This window comes from Niallia circulans NBRC 13626, from assembly GCF_001591585.1.
In the GTDB taxonomy this organism is placed as follows: domain Bacteria; phylum Bacillota; class Bacilli; order Bacillales; family Cytobacillaceae; genus Niallia; species Niallia circulans.
Genome location: NZ_BCVE01000008.1, coordinates 59,387 through 75,214, shown reverse-complemented (window position 1 = coordinate 75,214; position 15,828 = coordinate 59,387). Strand labels below are relative to the sequence as shown.

The following is a 15,828-nucleotide window of genomic DNA, read 5'->3' as shown; positions in this document are numbered from 1 at the left end:
ATGCGTCAGCTACAAGAAAAAATTATGAGGGATTTAAACGTACAACCTGAAATTAATCCAAAACAAGAAATTGAAAAAAGAGTCCAATTTTTAAAGGATTACGCTAAGAAAGCGAAAGCAAAAGGATTTGTTTTAGGGATTAGTGGTGGACAAGATTCATCATTAGCAGGAAGACTGGCACAATTAGCAGTAGAAGAATTACGAGCGGAAGGCTATAACGCAACTTTTGTAGCGGTAAGATTGCCATATGGAGTTCAAGCAGATGAAGTAGATGCAAAACGTGCAATGGAATTTATAAAAGCGGATAAGGAATATGTATTTAATATTAAAACTCCTGTAGATGACGTGAAGACTGTTTATGATAACATGAGTGAAACTCCATTAGCTGATTACCATAAAGGGAATGTAAAAGCTAGAATGCGGATGATTGCGCAATATGCAATTGGCGGACAAGAAAATTTACTAGTGATAGGTACTGATCATGCTGCAGAAGCTGTTACAGGATTCTTTACAAAGTATGGAGATGGCGGTGCAGATGTTCTACCGTTAACAGGATTATCAAAAAGACAAGGAAAGCAATTATTAAAAGAGCTGAATGCAGAAGAGGCTCTATATCTGAAGGTGCCAACTGCCGATTTATTAGATAATAAACCAGGACAAGCTGATGAAACCGAACTTGGTATCACTTATGATGAATTAGATGATTATTTAGAAGGAAAAGAAGTTACACAAGCTGTTGCAGAAAAGATTGAAGCTCGTTATTTATTGACAGAGCATAAGAGACAAGTACCTGCATCAATGTTTGATGAATGGTGGAAAGAATAGTAGAAAAGAAGAAGAGACCGATAATCGTTTATTCGGTCTCTTTTTATTGGCAATATTCTCTCTTAAATTAATGACACAGCACAAACATGTACCAGGAATGAACATACTCTATAATGTAAGTACAAAATATGTAAATGTTGTTTAACAAAATTTTGTACGAAAAAAAATATAGGAGGGAGATAAAATGCTTAAAATTCTAGGTTTAGACGTAGAAGTTACACTATTAAATATCCCTATATCCTTTGAATCCGAATTATCTGTCGGCTGCAAAAAGAAGTCATGTTGTCCACATTATCCGCCAAGTCCACCAGAACCACCAGGACCTCCATTTCCGCCATATCCCCCATTCGCTAATCGTGATGCTTAAATAGGATAATAGCTAGTAAGAGGCATAGATATCACATAGTAAATTTATGCCTCTTATCTTTGTTTTTAAAACTTTTACATTGTTCTATTTAAAATAGCAGCCGCAAAATCAACTGATTCTTGTGTAGGTGGTTCGATGCCTTTTAAAGGATATTCTAATCCAAGATTCTCCCATTTATATACACCTAATTTATGATAAGGGAGTATATCAATTTTTTCTACATTTTCAAGTGTAGCAATGAAATCACTTAATCTCGTTAAATCTTCTTCTGTATCATTAATTGTGGGTACTAATACATGTCTAACCCATATAGGGACTTTCTTATTAGATAAATAGGCAGCAAAATCTAAAATATGATCATTTCCCATGCCAGTCAATTTAATATGCTTTTTACGGTCAATATGTTTTAAATCAAGCAAAACTAAATCAGTATATTGCATCAACTCATCTAATTGTGTTTGGAAAGAAGGGGCTTTTGAATAACAACCACCAGAAGAGTCAATTGTGGTATGAATACCAAGTTTCTTACACTCTTTAAATAGTTCTATTAAAAATGGTATTTGTAATAATGGTTCCCCGCCACTTACAGTAATACCTCCACCGGATGGTTCGATAAAAGGAAGGTATGTTTTTAAATCATTGATAATGTCCATAACAGACATTTGCTTTCCAGTACCAATTTCCCAAGTGTCAGCATTATGACAAAATTGGCAGCGGAGTAAGCAGCCTTGTGTAAATACTACATAGCGAATACCTGGGCCATCTACTGTTCCAAATGTTTCTATTGAATGTATATTGCCGTTCATGATTATTTCCTCCTTATAATAAACCCGCAATCCAGTATAGTAGCACTGTAAGAAGAAGGGGAGAGGGAACAAGAAAATCCCTCAGCCCAGTCTTTAAGAATTACATTGACTCATGGAAGGTACGACTAATAACGTCTTGTTGTTGTTCACGAGTTAATTTGATAAAGTTAACTGCATATCCAGATACACGAATGGTTAATTGTGGATATAATTCTGGATGTTCCATTGCATCTAACAATGTTTCTCTATTAAATACGTTAACATTTAAGTGGTGCCCAGCTTTTGTTGCATACCCATCTAAAATAGATACTAAGTTATTTGCCCGAATATCATCTTCCTTGCCTAAAGCTTTTGGAACAATAGAGAATGTATTGGAAATACCATCTAATGAATAATCGTAAGGTAACTTAGCAACAGAAGATAGGGATGCTAAAGTTCCTTTTGTGTCACGACCATGCATAGGGTTGGCTCCTGGAGCAAAAGGTTCTCCTGCACGACGTCCGTCTGGAGTATTACCTGTTTTCTTACCATATACAACATTAGAAGTGATGGTTAAGATAGACATAGTATGCATAGAATTACGATATGTTTGATGCTTACGTAATTTTTTCATAAAGCTTTCAACTATCTCAACTGCAATACTATCAACTGCATCGTCGTTGTTACCATATTTCGGGAAATCTCCTTCCGTTTCAAAATCTACAGCAAGACCGTTTTCGTCTCTAATAACTTTAACTTTTCCATGTTTAATTGCACTTAATGAGTCAGTAACTACGCTTAATCCGGCAATACCTGTAGCCATTGTACGAAGAATCTCTGTATCATGAAGAGCCATTTCAATTCTTTCGTAGCTATATTTGTCATGCATATAATGGATAACGTTTAATGTGTTGATATAAAGGCCCGCTAACCATTCCATCATATTATCAAATTTTTCGGTAACTTCTTTATAGTCTAGGTATTCAGAAGTGATTGGTTCAAATTTAGGTCCAACCTGAATTTTTAACTTCTCATCTTTACCACCATTAATCGCGTATAATAAACATTTTGCAAGGTTAGCACGAGCTCCAAAGAACTGCATCTGCTTACCAATTTCCATTGCTGAAACACAACATGCAATTCCGTAATCATCGCCCCATTGAGGTTTCATAATATCATCATTTTCATATTGGATCGCACTTGTTTGAATCGACATTTGCGCACAGAATTTCTTAAAGTTATCTGGTAACTGTGTAGACCATAGCACAGTTAAATTAGGCTCTGGTGCAGGTCCTAAGTTATCTAAAGTATGAAGGAAACGGAATGAGTTCTTTGTTACTAAAGGTCTTCCGTCATTAGCCATACCACCAATTGATTCTGTTACCCAAGTAGGGTCACCGCTGAATAATTCATTATAGTCAGGTGTACGAGCAAATTTTACAAGGCGTAGCTTCATGATAAAGTGATCCACAATTTCTTGTACTTCTTTTTCTGTTAATGTACCATTTTCTAAGTCTCTTTCTACATAAATATCTAAGAAGGTAGATACACGGCCTAAGCTCATTGCAGCTCCATTTTGTTCTTTTATTGCTGCAAGGTAGGCAAGATAAACCCATTGGAATGCTTCTTGGGCATTTGCTGCTGGTCTTGATAAATCAAATCCATAGCTTGCACCTAATTCTTTTAATTCATGTAGAGCACGAATTTGTTCAGAAAGCTCTTCTCTTAAACGAATTGTTTCTTCTGTCATAACAGAACTAGTTGCTTTTTTATCTTTTTGTTTTTCATTAATTAAGAAATCAACACCATAAAGTGCAACGCGACGATAGTCTCCAATAATTCTTCCGCGACCATAAGCATCAGGAAGACCTGTAATGATGGCAGCTTTTCTAGCTAATCTCATTTCGTCTGTATATGCATCAAAAACTCCTGCGTTATGGGTTTTACGATGTTCAGTAAAGAATTTTACTAATTCTTCATCCGCTTTATAGCCGTATGATTCACAAGCTTGAACAGCCATTCTAATACCACCGTTAGGTTGGAAAGAACGTTTGAAAGGCTCATCTGTTTGTACTCCGACAATTTTTTCTTTTGATTTATCTAAGTACCCAGGACCGTGAGAAGTAATGGTAGATACGATGTCAGTATCTAAATCGTAAACGCCGCCTCGTTCTCTTTCTAATTTACTTAATTCCATTACTTGTTCCCATAATTGTGTTGTTTCTAATGTAGGACCTGCTAAGAAAGCAGAATCTCCATAATATGGTTTAAAGTTTTTCAGGATGAAATCACGAACATTTACTTCTTTCTGCCATGATCCATTTTTAAAGCCTTCCCAATAAGTAGTTGTTTCAACTTTTTCCATTATAATCACCTCATGATTTAATAAAAATATATAACAGAAAGCTTTTTTCTTTCTGTTTTAACTATAACAGATAATATGTGAGAACAATCACAATAAATGTGTACATCTTGCGAATATTCTGTGTCTTATATGTGAACTTCAATAATATCAATGGTTCCTAGAAGTTACTTTAAAGAGATAGAAGAAAAAGGCTAAGAAAAAAACTTTACATCTGTTATATATATTTATGTTGTTTTTATTATACTGTTATACAATAGGGGTAGTTTTCATCATGGAGCATAGAGAAAGGAAGTGGAGAAGTTTTCCATGCAATAGAATATTGATATTCATTTTGACCATACTATTGGATAGTAAAAAAGCTATTTAAATAAAAATTTTTTGAAGAAAGTTCCGTTTCTTTTCTTCCATATATAAGGTAAGATTAATTTTAGGTCTCTATTACTAGAATTAACATAAGCAAAAGAAATGTATGAGGTGGTAAATATGTCAATCAGAAAAAAAGAAATCTTAATTAATATAGTGAAGATATTACTGCCGATTGTTATATTTATCATCGTTTTAAGAGAAATTAAAAACATGATTGTATCAGCAGATATAAACCAATTATATGAATATTTACAGACTATACCCTTTCATAGTTTGTTTTACATTGCAATAGGGGGATTCGTTGCGATTCTTCCCATGTTTTTTTATGATTTTTTTCTTGTAAGACATTTAAAGAAGCCTGTTCCTATTGTAAAAGTAAGTAAATACTCGTTTATTAGTAATTCTTTTTCAAATTTAATTGGTTTTGGTGGTTTAATAGGTATTGCCTTACGAAATTTCTTTTATAAACGATATGAAACAGACCGAAAAAAACTGTTTAAAGGGATTGCTATTGTAACAATATTTTATTTATCTGGGATTAGCTTATTGTCTTGGATTGCTATTCTTTATAGTAAAAGACTGAATTTAATGGAAGATCATATTTGGATATTTGCAGCTATTATAGTAGTGGGATTAATCTTTCCAGTGCTGCTAGTAAGTTATCAGAAAGCAAAACAGCATAACTTTGTTTTTAACAAAAATCAGATAGTTGGTTTAATCATTGTTTCTCTATTAGAATGGATATTTTTATTTGCATATTTATATTTTATTGCCAAAATAATAGCATTGCCAGTATCTATTGGGGATTTTTTCTTGCTTTTCTTAGTTGCTGCGTGTACTGGAATAATCAGTATGATACCTGGAGGGATGGGTTCTTTTGAATTAGTATTCTTATGGGGAATAGAATCTTTAGGGATTGAATCAGAACAAATGTTAATAGTCCTTTTTTTATATAGGGTTGGATATTATCTTTTACCATTTTTATTGGCAGCTTTTCTATTCTTATTAGAAATTGTAAAAAATATAAAGAAAAATGCGGCAGCCTATCTAAAGGGCTTATCAAGTGAATAATCTATATGTTTAGCAATAAAGGTATACTTGTATAATGATAAAAAAAATACAAAAGCGTTTCATTTTTGTGACAAAATCCCGATTGACCTTTATTATTCTCAATTATTTGGTACAATAGTCATGGTATTTAAAACATAGAAAATAATAGGTGAGGGAAAATGAAAGAAACGAGCATTGTATTTTGTTTCGTATTACTATTATTTTGCTTTCCTGCTATAAGTAATGCTGAAGATAATAGGGAACCTGAATTAATAAGTGAGGCAGCTTTCTTATTAGATAGTGATACTGGAGCAGTATTATATGAAAAGAATGGGTATAAAAAAATGTATCCGGCCAGTTTAACAAAAATAGCGACTGCTATTTATGCGATTGAAAATGGAAAATTAGATGATATTGTGACGGTAAGTGAGAATGCGTATTCAACGGAAGGGACAAAAGTTTATTTAGAAAAAGGTGAGCAAGTAACACTGAGACATTTACTTGATGGAATGTTAATTAACTCTGGAAATGATGCCGCAATAGCTATCGCTGAATATCTAGATGGTACGGTTAGTGATTTTGAAACAAGTATAAATAAGTATTTAAAGGAAAAAGTAAATGTTCATTCCACCCATTTCAAAAATCCAAATGGTTTATTTGATAAAGATCATTACACAACTGCAAACGATTTAGCATTAATCACCCAGTACGCCATGAAAAATGAAACATTTAGAGAAATATTTGGTACAGATGAATTAAAGTGGGATGGTTTGTCTTGGGATACTACATTAGTAAGCCATCATCAAATGGTAAACGGGAGTCGGCCATATGACAAAGTGACTGGCGGAAAAACTGGCTATGTAGACGAATCGAAACAAACTTTGGCTACTACCGCAGAGAATGGGGAGTTAGGTTTAATTGCTATCGTTTTAAAAGGAACATATAAGCAGGATGTATATAATGATACGGAAGCACTAATGGATTATGGCTTTAACCAATATACGCATAAGATACTTCCAGCAGGAAAATCATTTTTTGCTAATGGGAACACTTATGAAACATCAGAGGAAGTTAACATAACAGTTCCACGCACAAAAGGGAAGGAAGAGGTTAGCTCAACCGGTATTTTCATGATAGAAAATGATAACGGCGATATTGTTCAATCAGTACAATTAGCAAAAACTAAGCCCGCAGAGGAAACATTTAAAAAAAATATTCCGAATGAAGCTGGAAGAGATGAGAAAAAATCTTCTTTTCCAGGAATAGTCTTCATTATTCCGTTCGCCATTTATTTGATCTATGTGATGAGAAAAAAGGCAATTAAACGTTAAAAAAACCGGGGAATCCCGGTTTTTTTATTTGTACATATTTGCAATATTTTTTTGTAATGCTTCATCTTCTAAATATTCATCGTAATTCATTTGCTTATCAACAAGTCCTTGCGGTGTAATCTCAAGAATACGATTAGCAATTGTTGATACAAACTGATGGTCATGAGAAGTGAAAATTAATGAACCTTTAAAGTTGATTAATCCATTATTTAAAGCTGTGATGGATTCTAAATCTAAATGGTTAGTAGGTTCATCTAAAAGTAGAACATTTGCGCCACTCAGCATCATTTTAGATAACATACAACGAACTTTTTCTCCACCTGATAAAACGCTAGGTTTTTTCAATACTTCTTCTCCAGAAAATAACATGCGACCTAAAAATCCTCTTAAGAAGCTTTCTGTTTGATCATTTGGAGAATATTGACGAAGCCAGTCTACTAGAGTTTCGTCATCGTTTTTAAAATACTCCGAGTTTTCGGCTGGGAAATAACTTTGAGAAGTAGTAACTCCCCATTTGTAAGCGCCGCTATCTGGCTCCATTTCGCCCGCTAAAATACGAAATAGGGTAGTCTTAGCAATTTCATTTGGACCAACAAGGGCAATTTTATCATCTTTATTCATAATAAAGCTTACATTATCAAGAATTTTAACTCCATCAATGGTTTTTGTTAGGTTTTCGACTCTTAATAAGTCATTACCAATTTCACGTTCAGGAGTAAATGCAACATATGGATATTTTCGTGATGAAGGTTTAATGTCATCTAACGAAATTTTATCAAGTAATTTCTTTCGGGAAGTAGCCTGTTTCGACTTAGAAGCATTTGCGCTAAAGCGAGCAATAAAGTTTTGAAGCTCCTTTATTTTTTCTTCTTTCTTTTTGTTTGCATCATTTGCCATTCTAGAAGCTAATTGACTGGATTCATACCAAAAATCATAGTTACCCACATAGATTTGGATTCTGCTATAGTCTAAGTCTGCGATATGTGTACAAACCTTGTTTAAGAAATGTCTGTCATGGGACACAACGATGACAGTATTGTCAAAGTTAATTAAAAATTCCTCCAGCCACTTAATTGCGTTAATATCCAGATGGTTAGTAGGCTCATCTAGTAAAAGAACATCAGGTTCACCGAAAAGTGCTTGCGCTAATAACACTTTCACTTTATCGGAACCGTTTAATTCCGCCATTGTTTTATAATGAAGCTCCTCACCAATGCCTAATCCTTTTAAAAGAATCGCTGCTTCAGATTCTGCTTCCCATCCGTTTAATTCGGCGAATTCTCCTTCAAGCTCTGCGGCTTTCATGCCATCTTCATCTGTGAAATTTTCTTTCATGTAAATAGCATCTTTCTCTTGCATTACTTCATATAATCTTGCATGACCCATTATTACCACTTTTAATACTTCATGTTCCTCATATTCAAAGTGATTCTGCTTTAAAACAGCAAGTCTTTCTCCAGGTCCTAAAGAAACATTGCCTGATTGAGCTTCTATTTCTCCGGATAGTATTTTTAGGAAAGTAGATTTTCCTGCACCGTTTGCTCCGATTAGACCGTAGCAATTACCTGGTGTAAATTTAATATTAACATCTTCAAATAATTTGCGATCACCATATCGAAGACCTACATTCGTTACTGTTATCATTTAAAAATCCTCCAAACTCCAATATCCTTAAAATTATATCATTTTTACTATCAGAGCGCGAATTATTTTAAATAAATCTTTCTTTGGAAGACTTTTTTTGATGAAAGTTTCCCTATTCCAAAATAAATAATTATCTATAGAAAGATAAGCTAGTTTTAATTGATACATTTATGCTTAAAAGAATCAAAAATATGAAAAATGCCCGATAGAAAAATGAAAAAATGTTTACGATAATAGAAACAAAGGGTAAAAAAATATCATAAATTAAAGGGTTTTCTACTAATAAAGAGAATTTATTAAGAAGTAGAGATGAAAGTGTTTTAATATGTTTCTAAATTAATAATCGATTGTCTAAAATTATTTATGATTTGTTCATATTTTTTTCATAAATTTCTAGTACACTAAAATTATTAAGAAATAAAGGAGTCGTATAGGATGGCTAAAAAACAGCTAGTTGATTTAGTTAATAAAATGAAAAAATCTGGTATAAAAATTAGCTTTACAAAGCCAAGATCGCAGTTTTCAGTAGCAATTCAACAGAATAGTAAATTATCGACTACGACACAGTGAGTTTATAAGCTTATTTCTATTTGAATAGTACATATTATAAATTTATTTTTGTAAATGAGGAGACGATATTTTCTCATTTACCTAATTGTTAAAAATTGTTCATTTTTTCACAAAGTAATTAACTTTTCCTTTTGTATAATAATGTTATACAGAAAGGAAGGTATTGCAATGGAAATTCACCCAGTTGATAAGGCAATTAATTATGCATTGAAGAAGAAAGAAACACTCGACGATTCTTTCTTTCGCTATTTTGTAAAAGCCATTTTAGCAGGAATATATATTGGTTTTGCTTTAATGCTGTGTTATCGTTTAGCACAACCATTTTTCGATATTCATTCTCCTGCTACGTACATGATGACTAGTTTATTTTTCGGGTTGGCGCTAGTCCTTATTTCGTATGGCGGCGGGGAATTATTTACAGGAAATACAATGGCTTTTGCAATGAGTACTTTGTCAGGAGCAACTAGTTGGAAAGATACTATTTATAATTGGGTTAGTACGTATTTTGGCAACTTAGTTGGAGCATTATTTTTTGCTTTGCTAATCTATTACTCAGGCTTGTTTAGCTTAGTTCCTAAAACAACTTGGCTTATGGATGTTGCTAATTCAAAAATGAGTGCAACAACAGTTGAATTGTTTGTTCGAGGCATCCTTTGTAACTGGTTGGTTTGTTTGGCAATTTGGATACCTATGAATGTGAAGGGGGATGTCGGAAAAATAATTGCAACATTATTAATTGTCTTCGCCTTTATGATTTCTGGTTATGAGCATAGTGTTGCTAATATGGCGCTTTTCTCCATTGCACTCATCGTACCACATCCAGAGACAATCACATTGGCTAATGCTTTACATAACTTAATACCTGTTACAATCGGTAATATCGTTGGCGGAGCATTCTTTGTTGGCGCATTAAACCTCTATATTTTTCCTAAGAAAAAAAGAAAAACGAATGAATCCTCTTTACGTGTTACTACACCTAAGTCATTAGCAAAGTAACAACCATTTTTAGTGACCAGATAACTGTCGAAATCTTATTTCGACAGTTTCAGTTTCTATCCTAGATGACTCATGCTTAGAGAGAAGATTAATCCCATACATGTAACAAAACCAACTGTTGGTCCTCCTTGCTCAAAAGCTTCGGGGAGCATAGTGGAGCAAACCATTGCAATTAATCCACCAGCACCAAATGACTGAATCCCAGAAAGCATTACTGCTGATGCATTTTCTAAAAATAAATATCCCACTGAGCTGCTTATCGCGGAAATAAGGATGACACTGCTCCATAAAAATAAAATTTTCTTGTTTGAATAGTTGTCTTTTTTTAGACCCACCGTTGAAGATAGGGACTCAGGAAAATTACTGATGAAAATGGCAATTAAGAAGAGCATGTCCACCTTCTGTGTTATTAATAGACTTAATCCTATAATCATTGATTCTGGTATTGCATCCATCAGAGTGCCAATATAAATAGCTAGTCCCGAATGTCCTTCTGGATTTTTATGTGATCGTTTTCGATTGGACCCGCCTTTTTTATAGAGAAATATTTCAATTAAGGTAAATAAACCCGCTCCAGTTAAAAAAGTAATAGCAGTTGCTGCGATTCCACTTGTATGTACGGATTTGATTAAAAGCTCGAAAGAAGAGGCCCCTATTAATATACCAGTACCCAAAGCCATAAAATAAGCAATAATCCTTTTAGGTATCGATAAAAACAAAGCGGCGATAGATCCCGCGAGTAAGGAAAGACTTGCTACTGCCCCCCACATTGCTGCAACTAACATATGAAATCTCCTTTTTTTTCTTATTCCTACCCAATTATTTTAAAATCTACACATTTAGAAGTTATTTTAAATTATTGGTATTTCTATTTTGGAATATGCAATTTCTCGATCTGTTCTAGCTCAGGTAAATCGTAAAGGAAGGATTTTTTTTCTGATTTAATCTTAATGAAATAATCAGTCAAAATATCCGCTCTTCTCTTATGATAGTTGTCCATTCTTTTTTTAGACTTGTACATAGGATAATAGGGATGAATGGTTGGAGGTGTGATAAATGTCTGCTAAGAATTTTTATAATCAGTGTTCAAAAGGTGTTGGAAGATGTGTAAGAATCCGTACCCATAGTGGTGAGGTTCATACTGGAATCATCGAAAGAGTCACTCCTAATAAAGTGTATATTCGACCAATAGGGGGAAATCGGAGAAACCATGGTGGATTCGGATATGGTTATAGACGTGGTAATAGACCCGGCTGGGGCTGGGGTTGGGGCTGGGGATTTGGTGCAGCCGCAATAGGAGTATCTTTAGGGTTAATCGCAGCATTGGCCTTTATTCCTTTCTTTTAAACAATTATTAAAGGCAGATTTCTTTCTGAAAGGAATCTGTCTACATACTTTAATAAATTTTCAGCTTTTTCTTCAAACGCCCAAACAGGACAAACTCTAGACTCATATGATGCTTATGTGTATGAGGGAGGTGGAATAAATGAGTGGTGGCCATACAGCTGGTTTTGGTGGAGGTTTTGCTCTACTAGTAGTGCTATTCATTTTATTAATAATTGTAGGTTCTTGTTACGTCGGCTTCTGATAGGAATAAAGATAGAAAAAAAGGAGTGTTTTATAAAATGGGTTACGGAGGATTTGGATACGATAATTGTGGATGCGGTTATGCGGCCCCGGTTGCTGCACCAGTAGCTCCTTGCGGAGGATTTGGATTTGGCAGTGGGTTTGTCTTAATCGTAGTACTTTTCATTTTATTAATCATCGTAGGAGCAGCTTGGCTATAAATTTAATTAAAGGCTGATCCTCTGCTTTCGGTTCATGTTGTTAGCAGAGTGTAGCTTAGCATAATTGATAACTTGCTAATACCTCTATATGAGAATTAGCAAGTTACTTATTGCTGTGCTAATAAAGTGTTATTACGCATCTAATTGGACAGGCACTTGTAATGACAATGCTACGTTCAAAATTCATCCGATTAGTGTTACAATATTTTAAGGATATGTTCGGATAAAAGTGGGGAGATTTAGGTAATGATGGATAAAGCACGTAGTATTTTAAAAGAGTACTTTGGATATGACCATTTTAGAAAAGGACAAGAAGATATTATTCGTCTATTATTAAATGGGGAAAATGTTGCAGGAATTATGCCGACTGGCGGCGGAAAATCAATTTGCTATCAGGTGCCCGCGATGATTTTTCCAGGACTGACGATAGTTATATCCCCATTAATTTCTTTAATGAAAGATCAAGTAGATGCACTAACAGAAGTTGGAATTCCAGCGACTTACATTAATAGTACGTTACATAATGAAGAAGTACAGGAAAGGATCTATGAAATAAAAAACGGTCATTATAAATTACTTTATATTGCACCAGAACGTCTTGAAGCAGATTATTTTACGGAATTATTAAAAGAAGTTTCTATTTCTTTTATTGCAGTAGATGAAGCTCATTGTATTTCACAATGGGGTCACGATTTTCGTCCAAGCTATGCAAAGATTGGCTTTCTCATTAATAAATTAGCGGAAAGACCTCTTGTCGCTGCGTTAACAGCAACGGCTACACCTAAAGTGCATGAAGATATTTGTCTTTTATTAAATATTCCAAGGGAAAATACAATTAAGACAGGATTTGCTCGTGATAATTTATCTTTTTCCATTATTAAAGGGCAAGATAAAGGGAAGTTTCTTGAATCCTTTTTAAAGAAAAATAAAGAGGAATCTGGGATTATTTATGCAGCGACTAGACAAGAGGTGGAAAAACTGCATGAAAGATTAGCAAAAAAAGGCTATTCAGTTGCGAAATATCATGGCGGTATGAACGATGGGCAAAGAGAGACTGAACAGCAAGCATTTATAAAAGATGATGTTTCCATTATGATTGCCACAAATGCATTTGGTATGGGGATTGATAAAAGTAATATTAGGTATGTCATTCATTATCAGCTTCCGAAAAACATGGAAGGTTATTACCAAGAAGCGGGAAGAGCAGGACGTGATGGTCTACAGAGTAAGTGCATATTGTTATATTCAGCACAAGATATTCGGATTCAGCGTTTTCTCATTGATCAGACAATAAACGATCCAGATAAACAGAAGCAAGATCTCGATAAATTACAATCCATGATAAATTTTTGTCATACTGAAGATTGTCTTCAAGAATATATTTTGCATTATTTTGGTGAAGAACATACGGAGAAATGTGGACAATGTTCGAACTGTACAGATGAAAGGACGGTAATCGATGTTACCGTGGAAGCACAAAAAGTACTGTCGTGCATGATAAGAATGGGGGAAAGATTCGGGAAAACAATGGTTGCCCAAGTATTAACAGGTTCAAAAAACAAAAAATTAATGGAGTTTCAATTAAATAAAATCAAAACATATGGCCTTATGAAAGAGCAATCAGCTAAAGAAATCAGTGATTTTATTGAGTTTCTTATTTCTGAACAATATATAGATGTTAGTACAGGAACGATGCCAATATTAAAGGTTTCCAACAAAGGAAAAGAAGTTCTTTTAGGAAAAATTAGAGTGGTCCGGAAAGAACAAATAGAGACAATAAAAGTTAGTGAAAATAACGCACTATTTGATTATTTAAGGGGGATTCGCAAACAATTGGCAGAGGAAGAAAATGTGCCTCCATTTGTGGTATTTTCCGACCAAACACTGCGAAATATCTCGATGGTTATGCCTACATCGCATGAAGATTTCCGAGAGATAAAAGGAATAGGAGACCATAAGCTGCAAAAATATGGAGATGTAATCATTGAACATATTTTAGCATTTCAAAAAGAAGAGGCATATTCAGCTGACAGGAAAGAGATTCATTCTTCCGAAATAAATACGGAAATAGACAAAAAAGCGAAAAAATATGTGGAGAACTCTCATCTCCATACATTGGAGTTATGGGAAAGCGGATTATCCATTAAGGAAATCGCAAAAGAAAGACAATTAAATGTTCAAACGGTAGAAAACCATCTGCTTCGCTGTGGAGAAGAAGAAATAGAGATTGATTGGACAAAATTTCTAAAGCCAGAAGACAAAACGAAAATAGGGGAAGCAATTCAAAAAGTGGGCAAGGATAAATTAAAGCCCATTAAAGAAGAACTTCCAGACGAGATTAGTTATTTTATGATTAAAGTGGCGATCATGCTAGAAAAAAGAAACCAACAAATACGGAATTAACAAAAACCGTCCTCGATTTATTGGCAGAGCCATTATCTTAGGGACGGTTTTTGTTTTTTACATACTCTCTACTAATCTTTCTCTTATTTCCTTTAGGCAGGCATTTAATTGTGGAACGGTAGGGAACGTCCCTTGTGCCTGAAGTTCATTTCCCCCGCCTTTCCCTTCATATCCTTGGATTGTTTCCTTAAGAAACTTGCCACAATGAAAAGGATAATCACCATTATGCTGTAATAGTATTTTTTTATCTATTTCCGAACTAAGGAGAATAATGCAGCTAGATTTTTGCAAGAGGTATTTGGCAAGAATAGATAAATCTTTGATTGTTTTGTCTGCAAATGAAAGGAAGATTACTTTTTCCATTTGTGTCGAAAGCATTTGTTCTGCTAAAAACGCTATATTTTCTCTCTTTAGTGTTTCTAATTCTTTAGTTAATCCCTTTTTCTCTAATTCCAGTTTATTTACACGATCTTCAAGCTGCAGTTTGTTTGTTTTAAAAAACGTTCCTAAGTTATCTAATATAGATTGTGCTGTTTGATAGTCACGAATGGCTCTCCACCCACTTAAAAAGAAAACCCTAGTTTGACCACGATGTTTTTCAGTTTTAAATATTTTAAAGACGCCTAGTTCTCCGGTTCTGCCTACATGTGTTCCAGCACATGCAGAAAAATCCCAATCATCGATTTCTACGATTCTTATATCGCCAGTTACTTTCGGCCGCTTTCTTAAAGGAAATTTGCTCACTTGTTCATGAGTGATAATATGTGTTTTGATTTCTAAGTTTTTCATGATATAGGAATTACAGGAGTTTTCTAGTTGAGTTATTTGTTCTTTTGTTAGATCAGCTGTATCTATATCAATTGTTGTGTACTCTTTTCCTAAATGAAAGCTAACTGTAGTAATTTGAAATAATTCTTCCAAAACAGCTGATAACATGTGCTGAGCAGTGTGCTGCTGCATATGATCATACCGTCTATCCCAATCTAATTCACATGATACCAGTTTATTTTCTGGTTTTCTTTCCATAAGATGATAAATTTGATTATCTTTCATCTGTACATCTAGGACACGAATCCCATCAATGAATCCAGTATCTGCTGGCTGCCCTCCGCCTTCTGGATAAAAAGCTGTTTCTTTTAAAAGTACATAAATTTGATCATTCGTTTCGATAACTTTCTTTATTGCGGTTGTCCATTTTGTTTCATATGGAGTTGAATAAAACAATTTTGTAGACATTTTTTGCTCCTTCGCGTTCATTTTTCATCATAATACCATAACAATTACACTTAGTTACAGATTTGAAAAAAATATTTGCTCAGTTTCTTTAGCATTATAGATT

15 protein-coding genes are annotated in these 15,828 nt (G+C 34.1%); 10 read left to right on the top strand and 5 right to left on the bottom strand.

The window, feature by feature from the left end:
• Window positions 1-825 (top strand): NAD(+) synthase, encoded by an 825-nt coding sequence (nadE, locus tag BCI01S_RS12050; RefSeq protein WP_061798864.1) that lies wholly within the window; start codon window positions 1-3, stop codon window positions 823-825.
• A 184-nt stretch (window positions 826-1,009) separates the two neighbouring features.
• Window positions 1,010-1,192, top strand: a complete 183-nt coding sequence (locus BCI01S_RS12045; RefSeq protein ID WP_061798863.1) for a hypothetical protein — start codon at window positions 1,010-1,012, stop codon at window positions 1,190-1,192.
• A gap of 74 nt (window positions 1,193-1,266) precedes the next feature.
• Here BCI01S_RS12045 and pflA read toward each other — a convergent pair whose 3' ends face one another.
• Both pflA and pflB read right to left on the bottom strand, forming a co-directional pair.
• On the bottom strand, window positions 1,267-1,998 hold the full coding sequence (gene pflA / locus BCI01S_RS12040) for a pyruvate formate-lyase-activating protein (RefSeq protein ID WP_047943406.1): 732 nt from the start codon (window positions 1,996-1,998) through the stop codon (window positions 1,267-1,269).
• A gap of 100 nt (window positions 1,999-2,098) precedes the next feature.
• Window positions 2,099-4,342 (bottom strand): formate C-acetyltransferase, encoded by a 2,244-nt coding sequence (pflB, locus tag BCI01S_RS12035; RefSeq protein WP_047943407.1) that lies wholly within the window; start codon window positions 4,340-4,342, stop codon window positions 2,099-2,101.
• Window positions 4,343-4,825: 483 nt separating this feature from the next.
• On the opposite strand from pflB, the gene BCI01S_RS12030 reads away from it, so the two are divergent.
• A complete protein-coding gene (locus tag BCI01S_RS12030; protein ID WP_053215737.1) occupies window positions 4,826-5,779 on the top strand; it encodes a lysylphosphatidylglycerol synthase domain-containing protein in 954 nt (317 codons plus the stop codon).
• Between the two features lie 158 nt (window positions 5,780-5,937).
• Window positions 5,938-7,089: a D-alanyl-D-alanine carboxypeptidase family protein gene (locus BCI01S_RS12025; protein ID WP_047943408.1), complete on the top strand. Its 1,152-nt coding sequence runs from the start codon at window positions 5,938-5,940 to the stop codon at window positions 7,087-7,089.
• A 24-nt stretch (window positions 7,090-7,113) separates the two neighbouring features.
• Here the strand turns inward: BCI01S_RS12025 and BCI01S_RS12020 are convergent, their stop codons facing one another.
• Window positions 7,114-8,733, bottom strand: a complete 1,620-nt coding sequence (locus BCI01S_RS12020) for an ABC-F family ATP-binding cassette domain-containing protein (RefSeq protein WP_061798861.1) — start codon at window positions 8,731-8,733, stop codon at window positions 7,114-7,116.
• Window positions 8,734-9,168: 435 nt separating this feature from the next.
• Between BCI01S_RS12020 and BCI01S_RS26200 the strand changes: the two genes are divergently transcribed.
• Both BCI01S_RS26200 and BCI01S_RS12015 read left to right on the top strand, forming a co-directional pair.
• Window positions 9,169-9,303: a hypothetical protein gene (locus BCI01S_RS26200; RefSeq protein WP_268874828.1), complete on the top strand. Its 135-nt coding sequence runs from the start codon at window positions 9,169-9,171 to the stop codon at window positions 9,301-9,303.
• A 168-nt stretch (window positions 9,304-9,471) separates the two neighbouring features.
• Complete coding sequence (locus tag BCI01S_RS12015; protein ID WP_047943410.1) at window positions 9,472-10,299, top strand: formate/nitrite transporter family protein; 828 nt, start codon at window positions 9,472-9,474, stop codon at window positions 10,297-10,299.
• A gap of 56 nt (window positions 10,300-10,355) precedes the next feature.
• Here the strand turns inward: BCI01S_RS12015 and BCI01S_RS12010 are convergent, their stop codons facing one another.
• Window positions 10,356-11,084, bottom strand: coding sequence for a ZIP family metal transporter (locus BCI01S_RS12010; protein ID WP_061798858.1), 729 nt, complete (start codon window positions 11,082-11,084; stop codon window positions 10,356-10,358).
• A 271-nt stretch (window positions 11,085-11,355) separates the two neighbouring features.
• On the opposite strand from BCI01S_RS12010, the gene BCI01S_RS12005 reads away from it, so the two are divergent.
• From BCI01S_RS12005 to recQ, 4 genes are all read left to right on the top strand, one after another.
• Window positions 11,356-11,646 carry a hypothetical protein gene (locus BCI01S_RS12005; RefSeq protein ID WP_047943412.1) on the top strand — a complete coding sequence of 97 codons (291 nt, stop codon included), beginning with the start codon at window positions 11,356-11,358 and terminating at the stop codon, window positions 11,644-11,646.
• Between the two features lie 139 nt (window positions 11,647-11,785).
• Window positions 11,786-11,887: a YjcZ family sporulation protein gene (locus BCI01S_RS24760; RefSeq protein WP_082138378.1), complete on the top strand. Its 102-nt coding sequence runs from the start codon at window positions 11,786-11,788 to the stop codon at window positions 11,885-11,887.
• Between the two features lie 37 nt (window positions 11,888-11,924).
• The gene (locus BCI01S_RS26450) at window positions 11,925-12,086 is read left to right on the top strand and encodes a YjcZ family sporulation protein (RefSeq protein ID WP_082138379.1); all 162 of its coding nucleotides are present in this window, start codon (window positions 11,925-11,927) and stop codon (window positions 12,084-12,086) included.
• Window positions 12,087-12,332: 246 nt separating this feature from the next.
• A complete protein-coding gene (gene recQ, locus BCI01S_RS12000; RefSeq protein WP_061798856.1) occupies window positions 12,333-14,489 on the top strand; it encodes a DNA helicase RecQ in 2,157 nt (718 codons plus the stop codon).
• 57 nt (window positions 14,490-14,546) lie between these two features.
• Here recQ and BCI01S_RS11995 read toward each other — a convergent pair whose 3' ends face one another.
• Complete coding sequence (locus BCI01S_RS11995; protein WP_047943414.1) at window positions 14,547-15,725, bottom strand: alanyl-tRNA editing protein; 1,179 nt, start codon at window positions 15,723-15,725, stop codon at window positions 14,547-14,549.
• Window positions 15,726-15,828: the final 103 nt, after the last annotated feature.

What these genes read in the sequence shown, in the direction of transcription:
- nadE (WP_061798864.1), top strand. Translation starts at nt 1, where the DNA reads ATGCGTCAGCTACAAGAAAAAATTATGAGGGATTTAAACGTACAACCT.
- BCI01S_RS12045 (WP_061798863.1), top strand. Translation starts at nt 1,010, where the DNA reads ATGCTTAAAATTCTAGGTTTAGACGTAGAAGTTACACTATTAAATATC.
- pflA (WP_047943406.1), bottom strand. Translation starts at nt 1,998, where the DNA reads ATGAACGGCAATATACATTCAATAGAAACATTTGGAACAGTAGATGGC.
- pflB (WP_047943407.1), bottom strand. Translation starts at nt 4,342, where the DNA reads ATGGAAAAAGTTGAAACAACTACTTATTGGGAAGGCTTTAAAAATGGA.
- BCI01S_RS12030 (WP_053215737.1), top strand. Translation starts at nt 4,826, where the DNA reads ATGTCAATCAGAAAAAAAGAAATCTTAATTAATATAGTGAAGATATTA.
- BCI01S_RS12025 (WP_047943408.1), top strand. Translation starts at nt 5,938, where the DNA reads ATGAAAGAAACGAGCATTGTATTTTGTTTCGTATTACTATTATTTTGC.
- BCI01S_RS12020 (WP_061798861.1), bottom strand. Translation starts at nt 8,733, where the DNA reads ATGATAACAGTAACGAATGTAGGTCTTCGATATGGTGATCGCAAATTA.
- BCI01S_RS26200 (WP_268874828.1), top strand. Translation starts at nt 9,169, where the DNA reads ATGGCTAAAAAACAGCTAGTTGATTTAGTTAATAAAATGAAAAAATCT.
- BCI01S_RS12015 (WP_047943410.1), top strand. Translation starts at nt 9,472, where the DNA reads ATGGAAATTCACCCAGTTGATAAGGCAATTAATTATGCATTGAAGAAG.
- BCI01S_RS12010 (WP_061798858.1), bottom strand. Translation starts at nt 11,084, where the DNA reads ATGTTAGTTGCAGCAATGTGGGGGGCAGTAGCAAGTCTTTCCTTACTC.
- BCI01S_RS12005 (WP_047943412.1), top strand. Translation starts at nt 11,356, where the DNA reads ATGTCTGCTAAGAATTTTTATAATCAGTGTTCAAAAGGTGTTGGAAGA.
- BCI01S_RS24760 (WP_082138378.1), top strand. Translation starts at nt 11,786, where the DNA reads ATGAGTGGTGGCCATACAGCTGGTTTTGGTGGAGGTTTTGCTCTACTA.
- BCI01S_RS26450 (WP_082138379.1), top strand. Translation starts at nt 11,925, where the DNA reads ATGGGTTACGGAGGATTTGGATACGATAATTGTGGATGCGGTTATGCG.
- recQ (WP_061798856.1), top strand. Translation starts at nt 12,333, where the DNA reads ATGATGGATAAAGCACGTAGTATTTTAAAAGAGTACTTTGGATATGAC.
- BCI01S_RS11995 (WP_047943414.1), bottom strand. Translation starts at nt 15,725, where the DNA reads ATGTCTACAAAATTGTTTTATTCAACTCCATATGAAACAAAATGGACA.